We start from the raw sequence: 21,385 nt of genomic DNA on the forward strand, positions 1-21,385 counted from the left end.
TGGCTCTGCGGCCGGGCCAGTCGGGGCACGGGCCGGGCTGGCCGCTCCTGTGCGGAGCGGGTGCTTGCGCGTACAGTTTTTGAGCGCCCTTGGCAAGTCCCGGAGGGCGCTTTTTTGTTCAAGACTTGACGTGAGGCGGCAAACATCCTATGAATCACCACTTCGCCCCTGTGGGGCGTATGCGCCGTGCGGCGGCCGCGTGCAGGCATGTCTGCGCGGGGCAGGCGACAGCACTGCTTTTTTGCCGCTTGGCGGCCCCTGTGGAGACTGCATGTTCGAAAGCCTTTCAGACAGACTTTCCGGCGTATTCCGTTCTTTCGGCGGACGCGGCCAGCTTACCGAAGAAAACGTGCAGGCCGGCCTGCGCGAAGTGCGGCTGGCCCTGCTGGAAGCGGACGTTAACTTCAAGGTCGTTAAAGACTTTGTTGAAAACGTGCGCGAGAAGTGTCTCGGCCAGGAAGTGCTCAAAGGGGTAAGTCCGGCACAGCAGGTGGTCAAGATCGTTCATGATGAGCTGGTCGGCCTGCTTGGCGGTGAAACCGCCGCGCTTGACCTTCAGGGGCGTGAGCCGGCTGTCATCATGCTTGTGGGCCTGCAAGGCTCGGGTAAAACCACCTCCGCAGGCAAGATAGCAAATATTTTGCGCAAGCAAAAGATGCGCCCCTATCTTGTGCCGGCCGACGTATACCGCCCTGCGGCCATTGACCAGCTGACGGTGCTTGCCAAGCAGTTGGACATGCCCTGCTATCCTTCCACCGTGGACATGAACCCCGTGGACATAGCAAAGGCCGCGCTTGAAGAGGCTCGGCGCGAGCAGGCCACGGTGCTGCTGCTTGACACGGCGGGCCGCCTGCATGTTGACGAACCGCTCATGCAGGAGCTTGAGGCCATCAAGGCTGCTGTGCAGCCGCAGGAAATTCTGTTCGTGGCTGATGCCATGACCGGTCAGGATGCCGTGACCGTGGCCGAAAGCTTTAACGAGCGGCTGGGCGTCACCGGCGTGGTGCTGACCAAGATGGACGGCGATGCGCGCGGCGGTGCGGCCCTTTCCATCCGCGCGGTGACAGGCGCGCCTGTCAAATTTGTGGGTATGGGCGAAAAGCTGTCGGAGATGGAGGTCTTCCACCCCGACCGTATCGCCGGGCGTATTCTGGGCATGGGCGACGTGCTTACTCTGGTGGAGAAAGCACAGGGCGCCATCAATGCCGAAGAAGCCGAAGAGCTGGCCCGCAAGATGAAAAAAGCCAGCTTTGACCTTGAAGATTTTCGTACCCAGATGCGCCGCATCAAAAAGCTTGGTTCGCTGGAAAGCATCCTCAAGATGATTCCCGGCCTGGGCGGTCTGCGCGACAAGCTGGCCGAAGCCAGCGGAGCCATGCCCGAAAAGGAAATGGCGCGCACCGAGGCCATAATCAATTCGATGACTATGGCCGAACGGCGCAATCCCGACCTTCTGAACGGCAGCCGCCGGGCGCGTATTGCCAAGGGCGCGGGCGTAACCGTAGCCCAGGTGAACCAGCTTGTGCGCCAGTTTGAGCAGATGCGCCAGATGATGAAGGGCATGATGGGCGGCAAGGGCGCAAAAATGCCCTCAATGCCGCGCATGCGTGGCATGCCCCCCGGCATGATGCCCCCCGGCGGCATGGGCGGTATGCCCGGCATGGGCGGCCTGCCCGGAATGGGGGGATTGCCCGGTATGGAAGGCATGCCCGGCGGGCGTGCCGGTTCCGGAAAGTCGGCTGCGGCTAAAAAGCGCAAGAAAAAAGAGCGCCAGAAGCGCAAGAAAAAATAAGGCATTTCGCGGCAAGGAGCGCCGCCGTAGCGGCAACACCTCTTTGCGCCAGGGCTTTTCCGCCCTTGCCCTTTCCCGGGCGCAACGATAACATAACACCTCAAAGGGAGTTGGACTCATGGCTGTAAAGTTGAAATTGACCCGCCTCGGCAGCAAAAAGCACCCCTTCTACCGGGTGGTGGCCGCCACTGACGAAACCCGTCGTGATGGCCGTCCGCTGGAGTTTCTGGGCTACTATAATCCCATGACTGATCCGGTTGAAGTCAAGCTCGATGCGGACAAAATCAAGGAATGGCTGGCCCGTGGCGCAGAACCCACGGACACCGTCCGCGCCCTGATTAAAAAACACATGGCCTAGCGCATTCCGCTACGCTTCCGCCACGGCGGCAGATGCCCTGCGGCCTCCCGCATATAGTAACACATGGCGGGAATGGCCGTTTGTGGGCAAATCGGCACTGCGCGCGGCCTTTACTGTTCCGGATATTTCCGGCGCAGGCCCCTTGGAGGTGTACAATGAAGGCCCTGATCGAATATATTGCCCGGTCCCTGGTGGATCACCCCAACGAGGTGCAGGTCAGCGAAGTGGAAGGCGAGCAGACTACCGTGCTGGAACTCAAGGTTGCCAAGGAAGACCTGGGCAAGGTTATTGGCAAGCAGGGCCGCACGGCCCGTGCCATGCGCACCATTCTGAGTGCCGCTTCCATCAAGTGCAAAAAACGCACTGTGCTGGAAATACTGGAATAGCGTCTGGAAGTTATGGCCGATTCTTGGATTCATATGGGTACGCTTGCGCGGCCCCACGGCATTAAAGGGGAGATCTGCATCGACTGGTATGCGGACTCCCCCTTGCTTTTGACAACCCCGCTCTGGATTCAGGCGGGCGATGGCGAACCGCGCCGGGTACGTCAGGTGGCTGTGCGCAGCCACAAGGGGCGTCCGCTGCTTCAGCTTGAAGGCGTGGTTGACCGCAATGCCGTTGAAGGGCTGCGCGGCTGCAAACTCTTGACCAAACGCGAAGCCCTGCCGGAACCGGAAGATGACGAAGTCTATCTGGAAGACCTGCTGGGGGGCGATGTTTTTCTGCCGGACGGAAAACGCCTGGGTACACTCGACCACTTTGAATATCCCGCGGGGCTTGAGATGTGGGTCATCGTGACCGATGACAACCGCGAAGTGCTCTTTCCTGCAAGGCCAGAATTTATTGCGGGCTTTGATCTGGAAGGTCCGGCCGTCATTATTGATCCGCCGGAAGGTCTGCTGGATATCTATCTTTCTGAAAAATAGCCCGTATGTGGGGCATGCTGTATATAAACCCGCGCAAGCGGGTTTTTTACTTGCGAACCTTTGCTGCCCAGCCTTGCCATGCAGTTGCCGCGCCTTATAGTTAGTTCATGTTATTTGCCCAATCAGAGGATGACCATGCCTGAACTGCCGGAAGTGGAGACTGTTGCCCGCACCCTGCGGCCCCATGTGCAGGGTCGCATTATTGCTGACGCGCAGGTTTTGCGCCCCACCAGCCAGCATCCCCTGAGCCTGCCCCTGCAGGACCTGCGGGGATGCCGCATCGCTGACGTAGTGCGTCGGGGCAAACTGCTCTTGCTGCTGCTTGACCCAACCGAAGCGGAAAAAACGTGTGTACGCGGCATGCAAAACCTGCGTCTGGCCGTGCACTTGCGCATGACGGGGCGTCTTATGACCTATGCGGCGAAAACGTCGCCAGGCACGCATACCCGCTGTATCCTTGATCTGAAAGCATTGCCCGCCGCCGCTGGCGGGCAGGCCGCGGCGGAATGTGGGCCTGCCGGAGGAGCAGGCGTGCCCGGGGCTGAAGACTGTTTGACGTCCGGCGAGCGTCGCCTGTTTTTTGACGACGTGCGCGCCTTCGGAACCATGCTGGCAGGCACGCCGGAGATGTTTGCCCGCTGGCCTTTCTGGCGGGAGCTTGGCCCCGAGCCTCTGGATATTACGGAAGCGGCCTTTGCCGCAAGCATTGCCGCAAAAAGGTCTGCCATCAAGGCTGTGCTGCTGGATCAGAAAATGCTGGCCGGGGTCGGCAATATCTATGCGGACGAAAGCCTGTTTGCCGCAGGCATTGACCCGCGCCGGAAAGCTTCTGAGCTGACGCGGCTTCAGGCCGACCGCCTTTTGCAATGCCTGCGGGATGTGCTTTTACTGTCCATCTCCCAGTGCGGCAGTTCCATTCGTGATTACAGGGATGCCGACGGCAATGTGGGGGCCTTTCAGAATACCTTTGCCGTGTACGGGCGCGGCGGGCAAAAGTGCAAGACTTGCGGAAGCCTTCTGGAAAAGGCCAAAGTGGCTGGCAGGAGTACAGTTTTTTGCCCGCAGTGTCAGCATTAGCCCCATGTGCGCTCGCGCCTTTACCCGGATTTTTCTGTTTCTGGCTGGCGCATTAATTATGGGGATATGTCATCTCAAGACAGCATGACATCCATTACGGTGATTGGCAGCGCAAGTATCCGGCTCTGCTGCCTTTAACGTGAGCCGTGCCGGCAACGGCCGATGCAGTGTTACGCCTTTGTGGCAGGCATGCATTCGCGCAGCAGCCAGAACAGTTTCAGGGCGAAACCTGCTCTGGCCAGCTGCACTCCGGTCCGTAACATGTAGACGTGGCCTTCTACTTGTCCCGGCAGTGCTGTCCACCCCCGGCAGCAAAGACCGCTCAGGCCCGGGCCATGCTCATGCCCAGTTCAAAGGCTTTCCGGCAGTCTTCCGGAAAAACTTCTTCCCTGCGTTTCAGCTTGGCTTCTTCAGAAAAGCACTCCACCTTGTATTTGCTGTAATCCATAAACTGATAGGTATCGTTGATGTAGAGTACGGCGGGCGGGGTCAGCATTCTGCCCGTAAAGTATTCCATGCCGCCCAGGTGCTCGGGATAGTGCATCTCGCGCATAAAACTTTCCGTAACGTTCATTGTATAGATAAAGGCCGTCTTCATTTTTTGGGGCGCTATGGAAGAATATTCGGCGTCATACACAAGGTAGGGAAAAAGAAAGCGCTCAAAAAATGACCGCATTTCCCCTGTGATGCCCTGGAAATAGATGGGCGAGCCAAAAATGATGCCGTCCGCCAGAGAGAGTTTTTCCAGCACCGGCGCCAGTTCATCGCGCACGGCACAGCGGCCGTAAGACTTGCCGCCAAGCCGTTTGCATTCAAAACAGCTTATACAGCCCTTGTAAGTGTAGTCATAGAGATGCAGCATCTCTGTCTGCGCTTCGGGGCAGGCTGCGGCTATGCCTTCAAGCGCTTTGCCGAGCACCGTGGCGGTATTGTGTTTTTTTCTGGGGCTTCCGTTAACAGCATAAAACTGCATGACTTATCTCCTTGGAAAATGGTTGAAATGGAGCGCGCGGCGCCCTGCCATCACAGGGGGATATGTATTCCGATGATGGGGCGAAACGTATTCCGCCATACGCAGATTTTTGTAAAAATCTGCACTGAAATGCCACAAGGCGGAATGCCCTGTGCCGGCATTGCAGCCTGGAACCAGTCCAGAGCATTTTCACGTTGGGAATGTTCTGGCGGCGGCGCGGGCAACGTTCGCTGTGAAGGTGCAGGCGCGACGGTCAGAAAAAAGGACGGGCTGCCGCTATTCGGTCTGTCCGCTATCAGCCTTGCCGCGTAGTTCGCCTTCCTCTTTATGCTCTTTGGCGGGCATTTTTTCATGGTCCTGCCTGGTGCCGCCCGGCGCGGCACTGTTTACCCTGGCAGTGCCTCTTTGTGTCCGTAGATGCAGCACCGCGCGTTCTTCAGCGTCGGTAGGGGGCCACTGCATGCCACGTCCAGGCCAGGTCAGCTGCACCTGTCCGTCACGCCCGGTGAACAGCAGGGGAATGCCTGCTTTGTCCAGCCATGCGCGCACTTTTTTACCGGGGTAGCCATAGCGGTTTTCAAAGCCGCAGGCAGCCACCGCCACACGGGGCTGCACCGCCTTGTAAAAATCAGCCAGATAGCTGCTGTCTGATCCGTGGTGCGGCAAAACCAGAACCTCGGCACGCAGGTCAATGCCCTGATCCAGCATGTGCCGCAATGAACGGCGTTCGGCATCGCCGGGGATCAGGGCCAGGCCGCGGCCCTTGTGGGTCAGACGGGCCACCAGCGAAGCATTGTTTCCGGTCCACGGCGAATGTGCTTCAGCACGGGCGCTGCGCGGGGGGTGCAGTATTTCCAACTGGAGCTGGTGGATCGGGTCGCCCAGTTGCAGCACATCGCCCTGTGCAAGGGGGCGGGCCTTGTGCTGTTGCCTGACCTGTGTCCACAGGGCGCCCCAGCCGCTGTCGCTGCGTCCGTCCTGCCCGTTGTCAAACAGGGTGTTTACCTTGAAATGCTCAAGAATATGTACCAGTCCCCCCATATGGTCAAGGTCGGGATGGCTGTTCAGTACGGCTGAAAGGCGGGGCGAATCATTATAGAGGAGGACTGGAGCCACCAGCGCCTGGCCGGGATCAAAGCGCGGTGAGGCACTGCCGCCGCCGTCCAGCAGCAGGCGCACATGTCCCGGCAAACGCAGGGCCACGGCCTGGCTTTGCCCCACATCCAGCACATCCAGCCGTATTTCCGGTGAAAGGCGCTGTTCCACGCGCAGCAGCGGCCCTGCCAGCAATAACGCGCCCCCTGCCAGCAGCAGCCGTGCTGCTCCCGCAGGCATGGTTTTTCGCCCGGCCATGAAAGCAAGAGCCGTAAGCAAGGCAGCAAAGGCCGGCAGGGCCGTCCAGTGGGGACGCAGCATGGCCGGGGCAGCCAGCAGGCCACTTTCGGCCAGCCAGGCCAGAGAGTCCACCAGCCACTGGCAGGGCATGGCGGCCACATCCAGAATCAGGCGCGCCGGTGATTCAAGGCCAAGGGCCGCGCACAGCAGGCCCAGTACGGCTGCGGGCAGTACAATCAGGTCGGCTACGGGCAGCCATGCCACATTAAGGGGAAACCAGAAGCCCGCGTTGCCGAAAAGCAGCATATTGAGCGGCAGCAGGGCGATCTGTATGAACAGTGAAACAAGAAAAATGCGCATGAGAGCGCGCAGCCACGCCGTGACGCGCGAAGGCGAGTCGGGCGCACCACGGTCCGGCAGGGGAATGATGCGCCGCAACCAGGGCAGGCTCAGGCCGATGGCCCCCACACACAGGGCTGAAAGCTGCAATCCGGTATCCAGCACGCTCAGGGGAAAGGATACCGTGATACAAAGAAGTGCCGCGCCCAGTGCGTCCAGGGTTGTGCGCGGACGGCCGGAAGCCATCCACAGGGCCGCCACAAGCATCATGACTGTGGCGCGCAACAAGGATGCCGGGGCGTTGCCCAGCCACAGATACCCCAGGGCGGGCGGCAGCGAGGCCAGCATGACCCACAGGACTTTGGGGCGGCGCAGATAGATTCCCGGCCGCAGGCGTGATGCCGCCAGTACGCAGAACAGCCCGATCATGCCTGCTACCACAAGGTGCTGGCCCGAAAGGGCCAGGCTGTGCACCAAGGTGGCTGCGGCAAAATTGTTCAGGGTCGCCTGGGCGAGGTATTGCCTGTCGCCAAAGAGCAGGGCCAGTACAATGGCTTTGCCCTGGCTCAGGCTTTTTGGGCCGGGCGGCATTTCGCCACCGGATGCGGCATGCCCGCCGGAGAGTTCTTTTATCTGCCCCGAGGCTGTTGTATGCCCTCCATGCGTCGTGGGGCTGCCGTTCCGGGCCGCAGGAAGAAGATCGCCCGGTTGCGCAGGAGCTTGCAGGGCTGCCAGGAATTTTTCGCGCAGGGATTCTCGCCAGCGAGCGGAACGCCCCCCTTCGCCAGAGACGAACGGCTCGCCGCGTTCCGCCTGCGTCCATAGACGCCAGCGTACGTCCTGCGCGGCCCACCACAGCTCCCAGGCCGATTGTCCCTCATTGGCGAAGCCCTGCATGGGCATGGGGCGGCGTGCCAGGCAAAATGTCTGGCCGGGTAACGGGCGCAGTGTGGGATTTTCCCAGGTAAAGGCCACAAGGCCGGGCAAGGGCGCGGCAAAGGCTGCTCGCAGGTCTGCGCGGCGCGACGCATCGTCTGCCGCAGCTGTCGCGTCAGGAGCCATGTGAGACAGAATCAGGCGCAGGCGTTGGTCCGGCAGGCCCTGGCTGTCGGTCACTGTGCCGCAGACGCGGATATCTTTGGGGGCTTCAGCCAGCCAGAAGGGTGGAGAAGCTGGAGGAAGACCGCCGTGCCAGGGGCTGCCGTAAAGTTGCCATCGAGCTGTGAACAGCCCGGCCAGGACCAGCAGGGTACAGAAGGCAATGCGCCCCGCTTTCCACAGGCGGCGGTCTGCGAGAACAAGCAGCAGCAGGCACAGCAAAGACTGCCAGGGCCATACGGCCGCGGCTATGCCTCCTATCCAGAAGCAAAGGCAGAGTTGCCATAACAGCGGGGCTTGCAGTGGTGGATGGCGCATGCTTTTGCTCTGTGGAGCATGCAGCATTCCGCTATCTGCCGGACGAGATGCTCTGCAATGCGAAGCGTCGCAACGCCCGCACGATTGACGCCGGGCGCTTGTGCCACCCGCTGCGCGAAAATATTTTCTGTCCTCATACGGCGCGGCCGGCTGTGCGCAGACGAGATCCGGCGGTAACAGCGTGTACTCGCCCTGCCGCGGGGAGATCGGTCACGCCGGGCAGTTTTTGCGCAGGAACGGCGTTTACGACAGCTCGCGGGCCAGATCGCGCTCTTCAGCGCGGCGTTTCAGGCTTTCGCGATGGTCGTGCAGCTTTTTGCCCCGGCCCACGGCTATTTCAACCTTGATTTTTCCCCGCTTGAGGTAGAGCCGAACAGGAACCACGGTAAGGCCCTTTTGGGCCACAATACCCGACAGCTTGGCGATCTCGCGCTGGTGCAGCAGCAGCTTGCGCGCGCGTTCCGGTTCCTGCGGAGCATAGCCCGCATTGGAATAGGGGGCGATGTGCAGTGACAGCAGCCAGGCTTCGCCCCGGCGGAAGTCCACGTAACTGTCGACGAAGTTGACCTTGCCCGCGCGTATGCTTTTAACTTCGGGTCCGGTAAGCACAACGCCCGCCTCGGTGAACTCTGAAAGTTCATAAAGGTGGCGGGCCTTCTTATTGACGGCAATGGTGGAAGGAGATGTTTTCTGGCTCATGGCTGGCTGTGGGTCAAAAGGCTTGTGGTATGAAAAGCCAGTTCCGGTCCCAGGGTCTGGTGCAGGGTTTCCCGCACCATACGGCGGGAAGCGGCCACATCTGTGCTCATGAGCACGCTGTGGGCCAGTTCCATGCAGGTTTCGGACTTGAGCTGGCGGATAAGGTGTTTCAGGCCCGGCACAAAGCGCGGCGCGGCAGAGATGGTATCCACCCCCATGCCGAGCAGCAGGGCCATGCCCAGCGGGTCGGAGGCAAGCTCGCCACAGACCGAAACACCAATGCCCTCACGGTGGGCGGCATCAATAATATGTTTGAGCGAGCGCACCACGGCGGGGTGCAGCGGCTCGTTAAGATAGGCCACATGATGGTTGTTGCGGTCTATGCCCATGATATAATGAATAAGGTCATTGGTTCCTATGCTGAAAAAATCGCACTCCCTGGCAAGCGCATCGCAGATGATGGCCGCCGCCGGGGTTTCTATCATGACGCCCAGTGGAAGGGTGGGAGCGTGCGGCAGGCCCCGTGCCGCCAGTTCCTGATGCAGCTCCTGCATGATACCGCGCACCTGCTGTACTTCGTCCAGACCTGAAATCATCGGCAGCATGATGGCCACGTTGCCCTGCACACCTGCCCGCATGAGTGCCCGCAGCTGTGTGCGGAAAAGCCCCTGATGGCGCAGGCAGAAGCGTATGCCGCGCAGGCCCAGGGCCGGGTTTGGCTCTTTAAGTGCAGCCTGGGCGTGCAGCATCTTGTCCGCGCCCACGTCCAGCGTGCGGAATACCACGCGCTCCGGAGCGATTTTTTGCGCCACCGTGGCATATTCTGTCAGCAGGTCTTGCTCATCGGGCAAACGCCCTTTGAGGTAGGCAAACTCTGTGCGATACAGGCCTACGCCGTCCGCGCCGCTGCGCGGTGCCGAGGCAAGTTCGTCGCTGCTTTCCAGGTTGGCCTGCACCACCACGCGCACACCGTCGCACATTTCGGCAGGCCAGTGGGCTGTCTGCAAGGTAAGTTCTTCCCACGCCATGTATTCACGGCGGCGGCTTTCATAGCGGGCCAGATCGGCTTCATCCGGGTCCAGCAGCACGCAGCCGCCAAGGCCGTCCACGATGACCTGCTCGTCTTCCCTGGCTACGGCCACAAGGCCGGTAACGCCCGCCAGGCAAGGAATATGCAGGCTGCGTGAAAGAATTGCCGTATGTGAAGTGGGGCCGCCCTCTGTGGTCAGGATGCCCAGCACGCAGTCCAGGTTAAGCTCCATAACGTCAGCGGGGGAAAGGTCTTCAGCCACCAGAACGCCGGGGGCGGCAGTTTCCGGGGCATCCACCGGTCCCATGACCAGGTGCTTGCGCAGGCGCAGGCCCACGGCGCGGATATCCTGGGCGCGGTCACGCAGGTAAGGATCATCCATGCCTCTGAAGAGGGCGCACAGTTCTTCCACGGTGAGGCGCAAGGCCCAGGGGGCCGCAATAAGTTTGTGCTCTATGCGTGACAGGGCGGCATTGAGGAGTTTGGCATCGCGGGCCATTTCCATTTGTGCGGCGATCACTTCACGGTATTCGGCCAGGTCTTCCGGCACATTGTCCATGGTGGTCTGCAGCGAAGCGCGTACGCTTTCAGCCGCGGCGCGCAGGGCCTCCTGCTCGGCGGCAATTTCGGCGGGCATGATATGCCGTTCTTCATCCTGCCGCAGCTTGTGCATGAAGCGCGCCCGGCCAATGGCAATGCCGGGAGAAACGGGAGTACCGAAAAGTACCGCGCGGGCCATGTCAGTCCTGCATGGTGTTAAGAAGGTGGGCCAAGCCGTAAAGGGCCTCGCGGGCATCCTGCCCCTGCGCCAGAAGGGTCAGTTCCGCATTGGCGGGCTGGGCCAGAGAAAGAATATCAAGCATGCTTTTAGCGTCAACTTCGCCGGTATCGCTGATAAGCTGTATGGTTGAGGCATAGCGCTGGGCTTCTTGCGCCAGGCGCGCCGCCGGCCGGGCATGCAGGCCGTTGCGCAGGCCCAGGCAAAGCTTCAGGGACAGCCCGCGTGGCGTTTCTTCAATGGTTTCTTCCATTTCCTCACCTTCTCGGGCCATAGGGCCGGACGAGGTGTGTTGGTCGTGACGGCGCAGCACGGCGGCTTCGCCTGATGTAATCTTTTGCGTTTTTCCGGTCAGGCACATACTACATACCTATCAGGTCAACGTCCATGAGAATAAGGGCGCCCAGAGTCATGGCCCACAGCAGGAGGCGCGGCAGCCGCAGCCGGGCTACCATCCATGAAGCCATAAGTACCGCCAGCGCCCCCAGTATGTAAACATCCCAGGGGAAGGGCTTGATGCGGCTCAGGGGCAGATGCCAGATCACCTGGGCTACCAGCACGGCATTGACCATCTTGAGCCTGTCCACCCAGTTGATGAGGTTGAGCCGTTTAAGGCGCACCAGCACGGGCATGCCGTGGCGCAGGCCGGAAAAAAAGCTGCCGGCCCTGAAAAGCAGCAGGATGAGAAAAAACGCCGCGGCAGCCATGCATGTCAGCGCCGTATGGCCCGACAGCAGCAGGCTTACACTCAGAAGCGCCCACAAGGGCAGCAGTGTGCCGCTGAAAAAAGAATCCCCCAGGGCAGAAAGCGTGGTGGCGAGGGTTTCTCGCACCGATGACACGGCAAATTCGGGCAAGGCTCCTTTGGCTATTTCTTCTTCAAGGGAAAGTAGAATACCCACAAAAAGCGGAATCATGAAGGGATGTGTATTGCTGTGCCCGCCATAGCGGGCAAAGGCGCGGGCGCGGGCTTCGCCTTCGGGATAGAGCCAGCACAGGGCGGGACTCAGCACAAAAAGCAGGCCGACCTGCTGCATGCCTCTGGCGGTTGTACCCGCGTTGATGCAGCAGGTACGGCTCAGGCAGGCAAGTGCGATGCGTGTGGGGTACATGTGGCAATCCTGCCCGCATGCCGCCCGGCGCGGTTTGGGATACCGCCGTGCCGTGGCCTGACGCCGCCGTTTCCGGGATTTTTGCCAGGCCCGGTGGCGTTGCGGTAGTTAATGGTTGTGTGGGCTGCCCTGAGGCGATGTAAGCAGGGCATAAATTTCTTTGACGCTCCAGCCGCGCACCTGCTCCTGCACCCGCCGGGCCACCTGCCGGGGCTTGCCGCCGTCTTCCGCCTCCTGGCGCAGCAGGGCGAGAACATCGTTTTCAGGGCTGCGCTCCACCTGTTCCGGCGGCCCGACAACAACGGTTATCTCGCCGAGCAGGTCATCGGGCAAGCTGGCGCTGTGCTCCAGTCTGGTCAGTATAAATTCCTCGTGCTCCTTGGTCAATTCCCGGCAAATCGCCACTTCACGGGGGCCAAGCAGCCGGGCCGCCTGGGTGAGGCTTTCCTTGAGCCTGTCCTTGCGCTCAAAAAATATGAGAGAGCCGGGCACATGGGCAAAGGCGGTAAAAAGCGCATCCCGTCCGGAGGCGTCGCGGGGCAGAAATCCCAGAAAACTGTGCGGCAGGGGGGGCAGCCCCGCTGCGGAAAGGGCGGCTACCGGAGCCGAGGGACCAGGCAGGGGAGAGACCGGCAGACCTTCCTTGCGGCAGGCGCGTACCAGGCGATAGCCGGGGTCTGCCAGCAGCGGTGTGCCCGCGTCGGACACGAGGGCCACGGTCTGCCCGTCACGCAGGGCGCGTAGTACCTGCTCCTGCCTTTCGGCTTCGTTGTGGTCGTAAAAGCTCAGCAGGCGGTGGACCTCGATGCCACATTCGCGGAACAGGCGGGCGGCGCGGCGCGTGTCTTCGGCCAGCACGAGGTCGGCCCCGGCAAGTACGGCGCTTGCCCTGGGAGAAAGGTCACCAGGGTTGCCAAGAGGTGTGGCTACTATCCAGAGCCGGGGGGCAGTCGAAGGCATGGCGAAAATGCTCCAGGTGCAGGGTGTCGCCATTGCGCAGAACGCAGATGACGTCAAAGCGGCAGGGTTTGTCCCATGCCTCGTGCGCGGCCAGCCAGGCGCGGGCGGCGCGGCACAGGACGCGCTGCTTGGACAGGCCGACGGCGTACGCCGGTCCGCCGTAGCGCTCGCTGCTGCGGGTTTTTACTTCAACAAAAACAATAGTGTCGCCGTCAAGGCAGACCATATCCAACTCAAGCCGCGCCTGTCGCCAGTTGCGGGCAAGCAGTGTGCAGCCCGCGCCAGTCAGCAGTTCGGCTGCGGCGTCTTCTCCCGCGCTGCCGAGTCGCAGGTGGGCGGCTGCAGGAGCGGTAGCGGGCCTGACGGATTTGCCGGATTCGGAGGCTGTTGCGTCTTTCGCCGTGTTTCCGGAACCGGAAGGCATTTTGCCTTCCGGAGAAATTTTACCTGACTTTCCGGCAAAAAAGGCGGGCAGCAACTTGCGCAGATTCATAACAGGCAGCCCTGTTCCTGTTCCACCGTACAGTCTTTGCAGACGCCCCGGAAGGTCAGCCTGTGCTGCGGGCAGGGGCCAAGGCGGCGCAGAGCCTCGTAATGCTCCTTTGTGCCGTAGCCTTTGTGGATGGCAAAACCATAGCCGGGCCAGCGTTTGTCCAGGCTTGTCATGAGGGTATCACGGCAGGTTTTTGCCAGAATGGATGCTGCGGAAATGGCGGGCTCTGCGGCATCGCCGCCCACAATGGCCCGCTGCAACGGCAGGGTATCGCCATGTGCCCGTAGCCACTGCGGCGCGAGTGCCGGTTCGGGGATGACCTTGTTACCGTCCACAAGCAGGATTTGCGGCGTGATGCGCAGGTGGCGCACTGCCATGCTCATGGCTTCAAAGGTGGCCTGAAGAATGTTGATGCGGTCGATGCGGTCGGGCCAGACGATTCCCAGGCCCCAGGCCAGCGCAGATTTTTTGATGCGCGGGGCGAGCAGGTCGCGTTGCCGGGCTGTGCAGGCCTTTGAGTCGGCAAGGCCCGGCAGATCGTACTCCGGCGGCAGGATTACGGCTCCGGCTACCACCGGCCCGGCCAGACAGCCGCGTCCGGCCTCATCAATACCGGCTGTTTGCCCGGCGGCCGGAATAGCAGGCGTGCCCGGCAGTTCAAGCAGGCCTTGCTGGTGGGAGGGATGTTTTTTCACGCCATGTTCCTGTTTGGTGCGGCTTTGCGGCACTTGCCGAGTGTGAAGTGCTCGCGGGAAGGCCGGCAGCTGTGGAATATTTGCGCGGGTGGCACAACATGCCTGACCGTTTATGCCGGGTTGTTTTTGTGCCTGTTCCGGCGTCGGCCTGCGTCGCCGGGCGAGCCGCTGCAAGCCGGCAGTGCACCGGTAGCGTTTGAAATGCTCCCGTTCCTTTATTGGGGACGCCTGCGCGGCGCGCACAAAGGAGCCTGCCAGGGGTTGTCCCCTAAACACATCCTCTGGATTTTCAATTGCCGCGCAGTTACGAGGGCTGCCCGGGGTATGCCGCGGGAACTTTTCCGCTTCGCGCTGCGCAGTGCCGTCAGTGAGGCCGGTTTGGGGACTGGGCAAAGGGACAGCAAAAACACGTTGGGCCGTTTTGTTCCGTAAGAGTTACAGGCATGAACCCGAGGCTGTTTCAAGTCTTAGAGCACGGTAATTTTTAAATTGCCCTGACGACTGCGTGAGCAGTCGCAGTGAAGGCGCAAGCGCAATGTTTTTTAGTGGTTAAGCGCCGTAGCAGACATTTCGGCTTTGAAGGTGTGCGTGCTCAACGTTGGATACATAGGACGACCAGGCCAGAACGAGTTGAAGTTGAACGCCCAAACGCACAAGAGGCGCGCCGTGAAGGGCGGTTGCCCGCCATCCCACGGCGCGCCGTAAAAAAGGCGCTGTGTTTTTTCTGATGCCGCAGGGCTATCAGAAGCGGCCGCGCGGCTTGATGCGTGCGGCTTTGCCCTTGAGGGCGCGCAGGTAGTACAGACGGCTACGGCGAACGCGGCCCTGGGTGACCACTTCAACGCGGTCGATAAAGGGCGAGTTAAGGGGGAAGATACGCTCCACACCCACGCCGTCAGAAATTTTGCGCACTGTAAAGGTGGCGCAGGTCGTACCGCGTTTGACGCGGATGACGTTGCCCTGGAAAATCTGGATGCGCTGTTTTTCGCCTTCCACAATGCGCAGGTGTACTTTCACCGTGTCGCCGGAGCGAAACGCGGGTACATCCAAGCGCATGTTTTCCCGTTCAATCTTTTTGATGATATCCATCGTGAACTCCTTGCAAATCCGGGCGGATTGTTGCGTCGTTGCGTAGCGGCGCCGATGCGCTCAGGCCGCCTGTTTATCAGCAATAGTCGCCTAAAATTCTGTCTGCCAGAATGGCGGCGGCGCTGCGCACCGAAAGGTGATTGTAGCCCAAAAAACGCACAGGACGAAGCAGACCGTCACACTGTTCAAGCACTTCGGGGGCAAGCCCCCGCGCTGTGCCAAGGCAAAGCATGACCGGTCCCTGTCTGCACCATTGCCGCACCTGTTGAGGGGTCATGAGCGGTTCTGTACGAGCCTGCTTTTTACCCTTGCCGGGCCAGACGGCGGAGCTTGCCACCAGCCTGGGCCGTACACCGTGCCGTGCGGTCATATGCGCCACTGCTTCATCCAGGGAGGCCGCAGGGCAAACCAGACCGAGAGCCTGCGCCCGGTCGGCATTACCTGAACCGCCCGGACCCTGCGTCCAATGGCGCAAAATTTCATCCAGCACCCGCAACTGGTCTTGCAAGGGGGTTACCACATGGAAAGAACCCATCGCATAGCTGCGGGAAATTCGGGCTATATCGTGTATGTCGAGATTTGTCAAAGAGGAAGCGCCGGATTTTTTTTCGCCGAGCACCACAGGATAGTGCACAAGACAGAAAGAAAGGTTGCGCCCCGGCCTTTCCCGCGGAATTTCAGCCAGCGTCTGCACGTCTTCGCCGGTAAGCGGGGCAGAGTCGAGCAGGTCGGGTCGCATGCGCAGCGTTGTCTGCACGGACTGCCGCCGCCGCCATTGCGCTATGCGGGCATGGTCACCGCCAAGCAGCACCTGGGGGACGGGCAGGCCTTCCAGTGTCTCAGGCCGGGTGTAGTGCGGATATTCCAGCAGGCCGTTCGAAAAGCTTTCGTCCTCACCGGATTCTTCCTTGCCCATAAAGCCGGGCATAAGGCGTGCAACGGCCTCCACAACGGCCAAAGCCGCCGTTTCGCCGCCATTAAGCACCACATCGCCAACGCTTGTGGGTTCAATGGCAAAAATATCCAGCAAGCGGGCGTCAATGCCTTCATAGCGCCCGCAGATAATGGTCAGGTCCTGCTCTTCGGCCAGCTGCCGCGCCGTGTCCTGGGTAAAGGGGCGGCCGCCGGGAGCCATGAGCAGGATGCGTCCCGGGCTTTCAATGGACCGCAACGCTCCGGCCAGGGGTTCACCCTGCATGACCATGCCAGGCCCGCCGCCGTAAGGGCGGTCGTCCACGTGGCGGTGTTTGCTGGTGCTGAAATCGCGCGGATCATGAAAAGAAAAATCCACAAGGCCCGCCTCGCGCGCGCGTCCCATAAGGGCCGTTGACAGGGGCGAACTGAAAAAATCGGGAAAGAGCGAAACAATATGAAAACGCGGCATGGGCGGAGAGTGCCGCAAATCGCCCCGCCTTGCAAGGAAAGGATTGCGGGATCGGAAACTGCTTCTGCCGTTTTGCCGGACGGGTCTGCCGCAAGGGCGCGCTTACGGCTGGGGCATGCCCGCAAGAATGGTACGCCAGTGCGCGCGCAAGGGGCGTCTTGCCACGGACATGACCCGGCCGGGCTGTGCCGGAGCCGCCACACAGACCCAATGACCCGCACATGGCACAAGCTGCCAGTTGATGTGTCTGTAAGGAGTCGTCGTGCCGGTCTGGTCGCCGCCGGCGGGATGAAACGTGTCGCCCTTGTGATAGAACTGCGACTGCCCCTGACGCTGGCCGTAGCGGCCGCTGTGCACAAGGTAGGGGTCGCGGGTGAGGCCCAGTCCTGCGGCCTTGAGCAGGGCTTCTTTTACGGTCCAGCGGCGCAGGCTTTCGCGGGCATGAAATGCTTCGGCCAGCGGTGCAGCCATTTCTCTGGCGGTAAAAGCGCGTCTGGCCGGAGGGGGGCTGTCCAGCGCTTCGGCGTCCAGCGCCAAGCAGGGGCGGCTTTCTTCACGGGGTTGTGCGGCCTCTTCCGGGTCATGAATCTGGTGGCATGAGGCCACGGACGATTCGTCCGGCAGGCGGCGCGCGGCGCAAAAGGCAGCCAGCCCGCTGTGGCCGAAGGCGATGCGCCATCCGGGCAGCACCGGACGGCCCAGATGGTCCATGCCAAGGCCCGCAAAACCGAGGCAGGATAGATAGGGATGGTTGAGCATGCCCGAAAGCGGGGGCGCGGCAGATGTTCCCGGTTTTGCCAGGGCGGCCTGCGTTGCGCCCATAACAAGGCGCACCAGCAGTGCGCGTGCCAGCAGGCGGCTGCCTCGGGCTTTCAGGGCCGCCTCGCCCGCATGGAAGGCCTGAAGATGCGCCAGTTGCTGGGGGCCGAGCCAGGGCAGCAAGGTTGCCTGCAGGTAGTCGCACCAGTCGGCAAGCACGTGGCCTGCGAGCAGGGGCAGAGGTGCGTAAAGGAGCACAATATGCTGTTCAGCGGTCTGGGCTGCATGCATCCATCTGTGGCTGTGCCCCTGCCGTTGTGGCGGAGGATGATCGGCCGGCTTGCTGTCGCACCCGGTCTGTTTCCGGGGGATGTTCTGTCCGGAAGCTGCGGGTGCAAAGGTTTTGCAGGAATTTTTATTGTGCATGTGGGCCTTATTTGCTTTGTGTTTCCGGTGGTTGCGGCGCTGTAGCGGAAGCGGGCCTGCCCGGTAAAAGTGCTTCAAGCTCTGAAAGCGGCCCCCCGGTCTGTTTGGCTGCGGGCTGTGGCTGCCCGCTTGTGCTGGAGTTTTTTTCGGTCTCTGCGGCAGGAGCCTGACCGTGGCTCTGTTTTTTATCTTTTTCCGCTTCGGGGGAGGGGCTTGCCGATGCGGGCGGCGTTTTTACAGTATCTTGCCCGGCCTGCCCGGATTGGCTGGTCCTGGCCGGTTGCCCGTTTTGTTTGCCGCTGTCTGCTCCGGCTTTGGGCATTCCGGTTTCCTGCTGCCCAAGGATAATACCGAACGGCAGTTCGCCGCGCCAGGCCCAGTAGCCGCCAATGCCAGCAGCCGTCAGAAGCAGCACTGCGAGTACAGCCACAAGAAATTTGCGTGCGGCAGGGTGCCCAAGGCGAGCGGGCAGGCCGTAGGGATCATCGAGCGAGCGTTGGGCGTCGGGGGGCATTTCGCCCACAGCCGTGAGGGTTTTTCCCATGGTGAGGTTGATGGGAGCACCCGTGTTGACGGCCCAGCCCGAAGCATCCAGCAGCGGCCCCAGGCTGCGCCTGCGCAGCTTGAACCAGGCCATGATCATAGAAGGGCCTGAAATGACGGCAAATATAACAAAAAGGGCCATGGGCCACCACCAGCCAAGAGAAAACAGCGATTTGGCAATATAGGTAAAAGATGCGCTGACCATGCTTATGCCAACGCTGACGGCGGCGAAGATGCCCGCACTTTTGGCAATGTCGAAAGGCTGTTTGGCTGCTGTGGCTTTGGCCGGTTCAACCTTGCCGTCAGTCAGCGAACCTGCCATTTTTGAGGACGCATTGGCGATGGCGGCATCCTTGGTGGACACCAGTTTTTGCAGCTGTTCGCCCACCAGGGCGGCAAAACGCACATAGGGCGCCCACATGGCCTCGCGCAGACTGATGGGATTGCGCGCCACGCGCAGCAGGGTGCTGTCCCATACGCGGCCTGCATTGTCCACAAAAATGCCGTGCCGGCCCTTGACCAGATCGTCCGCTGTACCGGCGGTAAGGGCGGCGGCGATGGTTGTGGTCTGCTCCTGCCCGTTTTCATCCTTGCGGCTGCACAGGCAATAGAGCAGGCAGAGGTGGCTTTGGGCTGCAAGGCGCATATGCGCGTCCACATCCTCCACATGCACGCAGAGCGAGCAGGAGCGGCTGTCTATATATAGTGTTCCGGCCAGGAAAATGGCCTTGTTGCCCGGCTCGTAAAAATCCGCAAAAGAAACGAAGTTCATGAGCAGGGTATACAGATTGGCATGCAGCAGGATGAGTTTTTCAAGGTCGCGCAGGGCGTCCATACGCGGAGCGGCCAGATCACGCGCTACATACGCGGCGAAAGCCTCTTCTGTGGCAGGGGCCAGCAGGGCGTCCAGGGCGTCATCCGGGAGCCTGTCGGCCACCTCTTCGGGATTCAGGGGTAAAAAAGCCCTGCCCAGGGCATCGTCGGCGGGGGCCAGGGCCAGAGCCGGAAGGCCGGGGGCAGCAAACTGCCCGGCATTTTCCGGCGCGCGGGCAAAGGCGGGTTTTTCTGCCAGCAGCGCGGCATATGGCGCAAAACGGTCGCGGATGGCGTGCCAGCCGTCCTCGTCCATCTGAAGTGCCTGGCCGGTGTCGGCGGGGGGCGGCAGCAGCGGGGCAAACAGACGGCGGAAGGCCCGCAGGTCTTTTTCCCATGCGGGGTTGATACCCGCAGACAGGTTGAGGGCGCGCCCGGCGGCAACTCTGGCAAGGGGACGGCGGGCGAGATTTTCCATGGAAAAAATTTCCGCTCCGCCAGCGTCCTGCGGGTTCAGTTCGCTTTCTTCGTTAAGCGCGGCAACAGCCTGCGGCGCAAAAGCCGCCATGCGACAACGGGCAAAGTAATCATCCAGCTTGGGGCCAAGCCGCTGCAGCAGGCTCCATGCTTCGGCAGTGTCCTTGCCCAGGGGCAGGTCTGCCTGACGGGTTTTGTGCCGCCACTGGCGTATGGCTTGCAGATTTTCACGAAATGTTGCGGCAAGTTTCGCATCCAGGCCTGGCGCGCCCGAATCATCGCGCATGCCCCCCACCACGGTGAGTCCAGTGGTGATAAAGGCCGTCACGGCTGCGTCCTGTCCGTCCACAGAGGCGGCGGGGATGACGCCGTCGCCGTTGAAGGCGTATCCGGCGGCGGCGCTGAGGGCGGTAGCGACCTGCTCCCGGCTGACGCTGTTTGTATTTTCAGCTTTGGTTTTTTCCAGCACAAGGCGGGCGGCTGCCAGCAGTTCCGTGCCTTCGGGCGTGTCATCGCGCAAAATGTCCAGGGGGAGGTCCGGGCGGCGCAGCCTGAGTTGCGAAGGCCGGGTCACACGTCTGCATACCCAGTCCACAGCGTTCAGAATTTCTTTGGCCCGTATGCGCCCGTCATTGTCGGCATCAAGAAGGGCCAGGGTCTGTGGATCAAATTCCAGCCCGTGCACGGGGCAGCTCATGGCCATCCAGAGTTTCGGGTCCAGGCGCTTGAGGCCCTGCCATTCGGCGTCTTCGGCCAGCAGGGCCTGGTCCAGGCCCGCCATGCGGCGAAATGTGAATGCAGGACCTCCAGATGCGGCGGTAATTTGTTTCATATCTGCCGGGGGGTGGGCATTGTGTGCTGTCATCAGGTCATCCCTTGGAGTAGGAAATTCAGCTTTCCGGATATGTTGCGCGCGGCACGCTACGCTACGGCCGATGAGCCGGGTTTAACGTGTGCGGGCTGCCCACGCCATATCTTTGCCGATTGTCGGGAGCTGCCCTTATTGATGATTGATACTATCAAAGAAGATGCCCGAGGTCGAGGCCCGATGCGGCTACTGCGCACGAAAGAGCGCTAGAAGCCCATATTGGGTGTGTCCCCGGAACTGTTTGCGAAAATATGTGAAAGGGGCGTTGCGGGGTTGGCGGGACGTATTGACTGTGGGAAAGGATACGGGCCGCTGGCGGGCAGGAGGTTTTTTCCGCTCATGACAGCGGCGGAGAATGGTCTTTCAGGTCCGGCTTAGTGGGACGGGGTTTTTATTTCTTCTTCAATAAGGGCTACAAGCTCTGAACCGGTCATGCGCACAGAGCGCGCGATAAGGATGAGGGCGTTGAGAGAGGCTCCCCGCTCCCCGGTTTCCAGCTGCGCGATATATACGCGTGACAGTCCGGCAAAGTCGGCAAACTGTTCTTGCGACAAGCCACTGCGTGTACGAAGGCTGCGCACAGTCTTGGCAATGGCTACATCCAGGCCTGGTAAAATTTGCATATATTATATGTAAAGCTTTTAAACATAAATTTGGTATGCGATTGCATACAAAATTTACAGGCGCTGTTTTCATTGATCAAACTGTAATGCCAGTAATTTGCAGGGCCTTTTCAGTTATGGAGCGGCACCCTTGTTCAAGGGGATAGATTTTTATAACAATTTCATTTTACATGCAAAGTTATTTTTTTTCTTATCAGGATGTACCAGCAAGAAAGCGCCGGCTCTGTCTTGTTAAACGCAATGGCAGCTTTCTGGCGACTGAACAGATTAAAAAACTGTAACGCTTTTATAAAAAAATATATAAAGAGGATAGTTGGTTAAAGAAATTAATTGTTTTGCAATGAGTATGATAAAAAATGGATCTATCAGATCAGTACATATTGATATAAATACGAATAGTATATAATGCTTATGATTTAT

19 protein-coding genes are annotated in these 21,385 nt (G+C 60.5%); 5 read left to right on the forward strand and 14 right to left on the reverse strand.

Translation table 11 applies throughout. The features are described 5' to 3' along the window. Nucleotides 1-271 precede the first annotated feature (271 nt). The 5 genes from ffh (at nucleotide 272) to mutM (ending at nucleotide 4,153) form a co-directional block, all read left to right on the forward strand. Nucleotides 272-1,792, forward strand: a complete 1,521-nt coding sequence (ffh, locus tag ACZ495_RS00845; RefSeq protein ID WP_464262486.1) for a signal recognition particle protein — start codon at nucleotides 272-274, stop codon at nucleotides 1,790-1,792. A gap of 118 nt (nucleotides 1,793-1,910) precedes the next feature. Continuing rightward, entirely contained in the window at nucleotides 1,911-2,150 is a 240-nt protein-coding gene (gene rpsP / locus ACZ495_RS00850; protein ID WP_012625424.1) for a 30S ribosomal protein S16, read from the forward strand. A gap of 155 nt (nucleotides 2,151-2,305) precedes the next feature. Beyond that, the gene (locus tag ACZ495_RS00855; RefSeq protein WP_464262487.1) at nucleotides 2,306-2,536 is read left to right on the forward strand and encodes a KH domain-containing protein; all 231 of its coding nucleotides are present in this window, start codon (nucleotides 2,306-2,308) and stop codon (nucleotides 2,534-2,536) included. 12 nt (nucleotides 2,537-2,548) lie between these two features. Continuing rightward, on the forward strand, nucleotides 2,549-3,076 hold the full coding sequence (gene rimM, locus ACZ495_RS00860) for a ribosome maturation factor RimM (RefSeq protein WP_072311231.1): 528 nt from the start codon (nucleotides 2,549-2,551) through the stop codon (nucleotides 3,074-3,076). A 135-nt stretch (nucleotides 3,077-3,211) separates the two neighbouring features. Next, nucleotides 3,212-4,153, forward strand: coding sequence for a bifunctional DNA-formamidopyrimidine glycosylase/DNA-(apurinic or apyrimidinic site) lyase (mutM, locus tag ACZ495_RS00865; protein ID WP_394027233.1), 942 nt, complete (start codon nucleotides 3,212-3,214; stop codon nucleotides 4,151-4,153). 322 nt (nucleotides 4,154-4,475) lie between these two features. Here the strand turns inward: mutM and ACZ495_RS00870 are convergent, their stop codons facing one another. The 14 genes from ACZ495_RS00870 to ACZ495_RS00935 form a co-directional block, all read right to left on the reverse strand. Continuing rightward, nucleotides 4,476-5,126, reverse strand: a complete 651-nt coding sequence (locus tag ACZ495_RS00870) for a flavodoxin family protein (protein WP_464262488.1) — start codon at nucleotides 5,124-5,126, stop codon at nucleotides 4,476-4,478. Between the two features lie 276 nt (nucleotides 5,127-5,402). Beyond that, nucleotides 5,403-8,216, reverse strand: coding sequence for a ComEC/Rec2 family competence protein (locus ACZ495_RS00875; protein ID WP_464262489.1), 2,814 nt, complete (start codon nucleotides 8,214-8,216; stop codon nucleotides 5,403-5,405). Nucleotides 8,217-8,459: 243 nt separating this feature from the next. Continuing rightward, entirely contained in the window at nucleotides 8,460-8,915 is a 456-nt protein-coding gene (gene smpB / locus ACZ495_RS00880) for an SsrA-binding protein SmpB (protein ID WP_012625418.1), read from the reverse strand. After that, the gene (ptsP, locus tag ACZ495_RS00885; protein WP_296983796.1) at nucleotides 8,912-10,684 is read right to left on the reverse strand and encodes a phosphoenolpyruvate--protein phosphotransferase; all 1,773 of its coding nucleotides are present in this window, start codon (nucleotides 10,682-10,684) and stop codon (nucleotides 8,912-8,914) included. Before ptsP ends, smpB begins: the two co-directional genes overlap by 4 nt. A 1-nt stretch (nucleotide 10,685) precedes the next feature. Next, a complete protein-coding gene (locus ACZ495_RS00890) occupies nucleotides 10,686-11,084 on the reverse strand; it encodes an HPr family phosphocarrier protein (RefSeq protein WP_464262490.1) in 399 nt (132 codons plus the stop codon). A 1-nt stretch (nucleotide 11,085) separates the two neighbouring features. Next, a complete protein-coding gene (locus tag ACZ495_RS00895) occupies nucleotides 11,086-11,835 on the reverse strand; it encodes a PTS system mannose/fructose/sorbose family transporter subunit IID (RefSeq protein ID WP_072311237.1) in 750 nt (249 codons plus the stop codon). Nucleotides 11,836-11,943: 108 nt separating this feature from the next. Next, the gene (gene rsmI / locus ACZ495_RS00900) at nucleotides 11,944-12,795 is read right to left on the reverse strand and encodes a 16S rRNA (cytidine(1402)-2'-O)-methyltransferase (RefSeq protein ID WP_012625414.1); all 852 of its coding nucleotides are present in this window, start codon (nucleotides 12,793-12,795) and stop codon (nucleotides 11,944-11,946) included. Then, complete coding sequence (locus ACZ495_RS00905) at nucleotides 12,737-13,219, reverse strand: YraN family protein (protein ID WP_012625413.1); 483 nt, start codon at nucleotides 13,217-13,219, stop codon at nucleotides 12,737-12,739. The genes rsmI and ACZ495_RS00905 overlap by 59 nt, the downstream gene beginning before the upstream one ends. 65 nt (nucleotides 13,220-13,284) lie before the next feature. After that, complete coding sequence (locus ACZ495_RS00910) at nucleotides 13,285-13,953, reverse strand: ribonuclease HII (protein WP_072311247.1); 669 nt, start codon at nucleotides 13,951-13,953, stop codon at nucleotides 13,285-13,287. Between the two features lie 771 nt (nucleotides 13,954-14,724). After that, a complete protein-coding gene (gene rplS, locus ACZ495_RS00915) occupies nucleotides 14,725-15,072 on the reverse strand; it encodes a 50S ribosomal protein L19 (RefSeq protein WP_012625411.1) in 348 nt (115 codons plus the stop codon). A gap of 76 nt (nucleotides 15,073-15,148) precedes the next feature. Then, nucleotides 15,149-16,456: a tRNA (guanosine(37)-N1)-methyltransferase TrmD gene (gene trmD / locus ACZ495_RS00920; RefSeq protein WP_296983791.1), complete on the reverse strand. Its 1,308-nt coding sequence runs from the start codon at nucleotides 16,454-16,456 to the stop codon at nucleotides 15,149-15,151. A gap of 102 nt (nucleotides 16,457-16,558) precedes the next feature. Then, the gene (locus tag ACZ495_RS00925) at nucleotides 16,559-17,641 is read right to left on the reverse strand and encodes a 4'-phosphopantetheinyl transferase superfamily protein (protein ID WP_464262491.1); all 1,083 of its coding nucleotides are present in this window, start codon (nucleotides 17,639-17,641) and stop codon (nucleotides 16,559-16,561) included. Between the two features lie 7 nt (nucleotides 17,642-17,648). Next, a complete protein-coding gene (locus ACZ495_RS00930; protein WP_464262492.1) occupies nucleotides 17,649-20,339 on the reverse strand; it encodes an ABC transporter permease in 2,691 nt (896 codons plus the stop codon). A 377-nt stretch (nucleotides 20,340-20,716) separates the two neighbouring features. After that, on the reverse strand, nucleotides 20,717-20,965 hold the full coding sequence (locus ACZ495_RS00935; RefSeq protein ID WP_012625407.1) for a helix-turn-helix domain-containing protein: 249 nt from the start codon (nucleotides 20,963-20,965) through the stop codon (nucleotides 20,717-20,719). Nucleotides 20,966-21,385: the final 420 nt, after the last annotated feature.

It is taken from the genome of Desulfovibrio sp. GTC20076 (assembly GCF_055385905.1).

Coding starts and splice junctions, on each gene's coding strand:
- ACZ495_RS00930 (WP_464262492.1), bottom strand. CDS start 20,339: ATGACAGCACACAATGCCCACCCCCCGGCAGATATGAAACAAATTACC.
- rpsP (WP_012625424.1), top strand. CDS start 1,911: ATGGCTGTAAAGTTGAAATTGACCCGCCTCGGCAGCAAAAAGCACCCC.
- trmD (WP_296983791.1), bottom strand. CDS start 16,456: ATGCCGCGTTTTCATATTGTTTCGCTCTTTCCCGATTTTTTCAGTTCG.
- ACZ495_RS00870 (WP_464262488.1), bottom strand. CDS start 5,126: ATGCAGTTTTATGCTGTTAACGGAAGCCCCAGAAAAAAACACAATACC.
- ffh (WP_464262486.1), top strand. CDS start 272: ATGTTCGAAAGCCTTTCAGACAGACTTTCCGGCGTATTCCGTTCTTTC.
- ACZ495_RS00895 (WP_072311237.1), bottom strand. CDS start 11,835: ATGTACCCCACACGCATCGCACTTGCCTGCCTGAGCCGTACCTGCTGC.
- ACZ495_RS00875 (WP_464262489.1), bottom strand. CDS start 8,216: ATGCGCCATCCACCACTGCAAGCCCCGCTGTTATGGCAACTCTGCCTT.
- rsmI (WP_012625414.1), bottom strand. CDS start 12,795: ATGCCTTCGACTGCCCCCCGGCTCTGGATAGTAGCCACACCTCTTGGC.
- ptsP (WP_296983796.1), bottom strand. CDS start 10,684: ATGGCCCGCGCGGTACTTTTCGGTACTCCCGTTTCTCCCGGCATTGCC.
- rimM (WP_072311231.1), top strand. CDS start 2,549: ATGGCCGATTCTTGGATTCATATGGGTACGCTTGCGCGGCCCCACGGC.
- ACZ495_RS00925 (WP_464262491.1), bottom strand. CDS start 17,641: ATGCACAATAAAAATTCCTGCAAAACCTTTGCACCCGCAGCTTCCGGA.
- ACZ495_RS00935 (WP_012625407.1), bottom strand. CDS start 20,965: ATGCAAATTTTACCAGGCCTGGATGTAGCCATTGCCAAGACTGTGCGC.
- ACZ495_RS00905 (WP_012625413.1), bottom strand. CDS start 13,219: ATGCCTTCCGGTTCCGGAAACACGGCGAAAGACGCAACAGCCTCCGAA.
- rplS (WP_012625411.1), bottom strand. CDS start 15,072: ATGGATATCATCAAAAAGATTGAACGGGAAAACATGCGCTTGGATGTA.
- ACZ495_RS00890 (WP_464262490.1), bottom strand. CDS start 11,084: ATGTGCCTGACCGGAAAAACGCAAAAGATTACATCAGGCGAAGCCGCC.
- ACZ495_RS00855 (WP_464262487.1), top strand. CDS start 2,306: ATGAAGGCCCTGATCGAATATATTGCCCGGTCCCTGGTGGATCACCCC.
- mutM (WP_394027233.1), top strand. CDS start 3,212: ATGCCTGAACTGCCGGAAGTGGAGACTGTTGCCCGCACCCTGCGGCCC.
- smpB (WP_012625418.1), bottom strand. CDS start 8,915: ATGAGCCAGAAAACATCTCCTTCCACCATTGCCGTCAATAAGAAGGCC.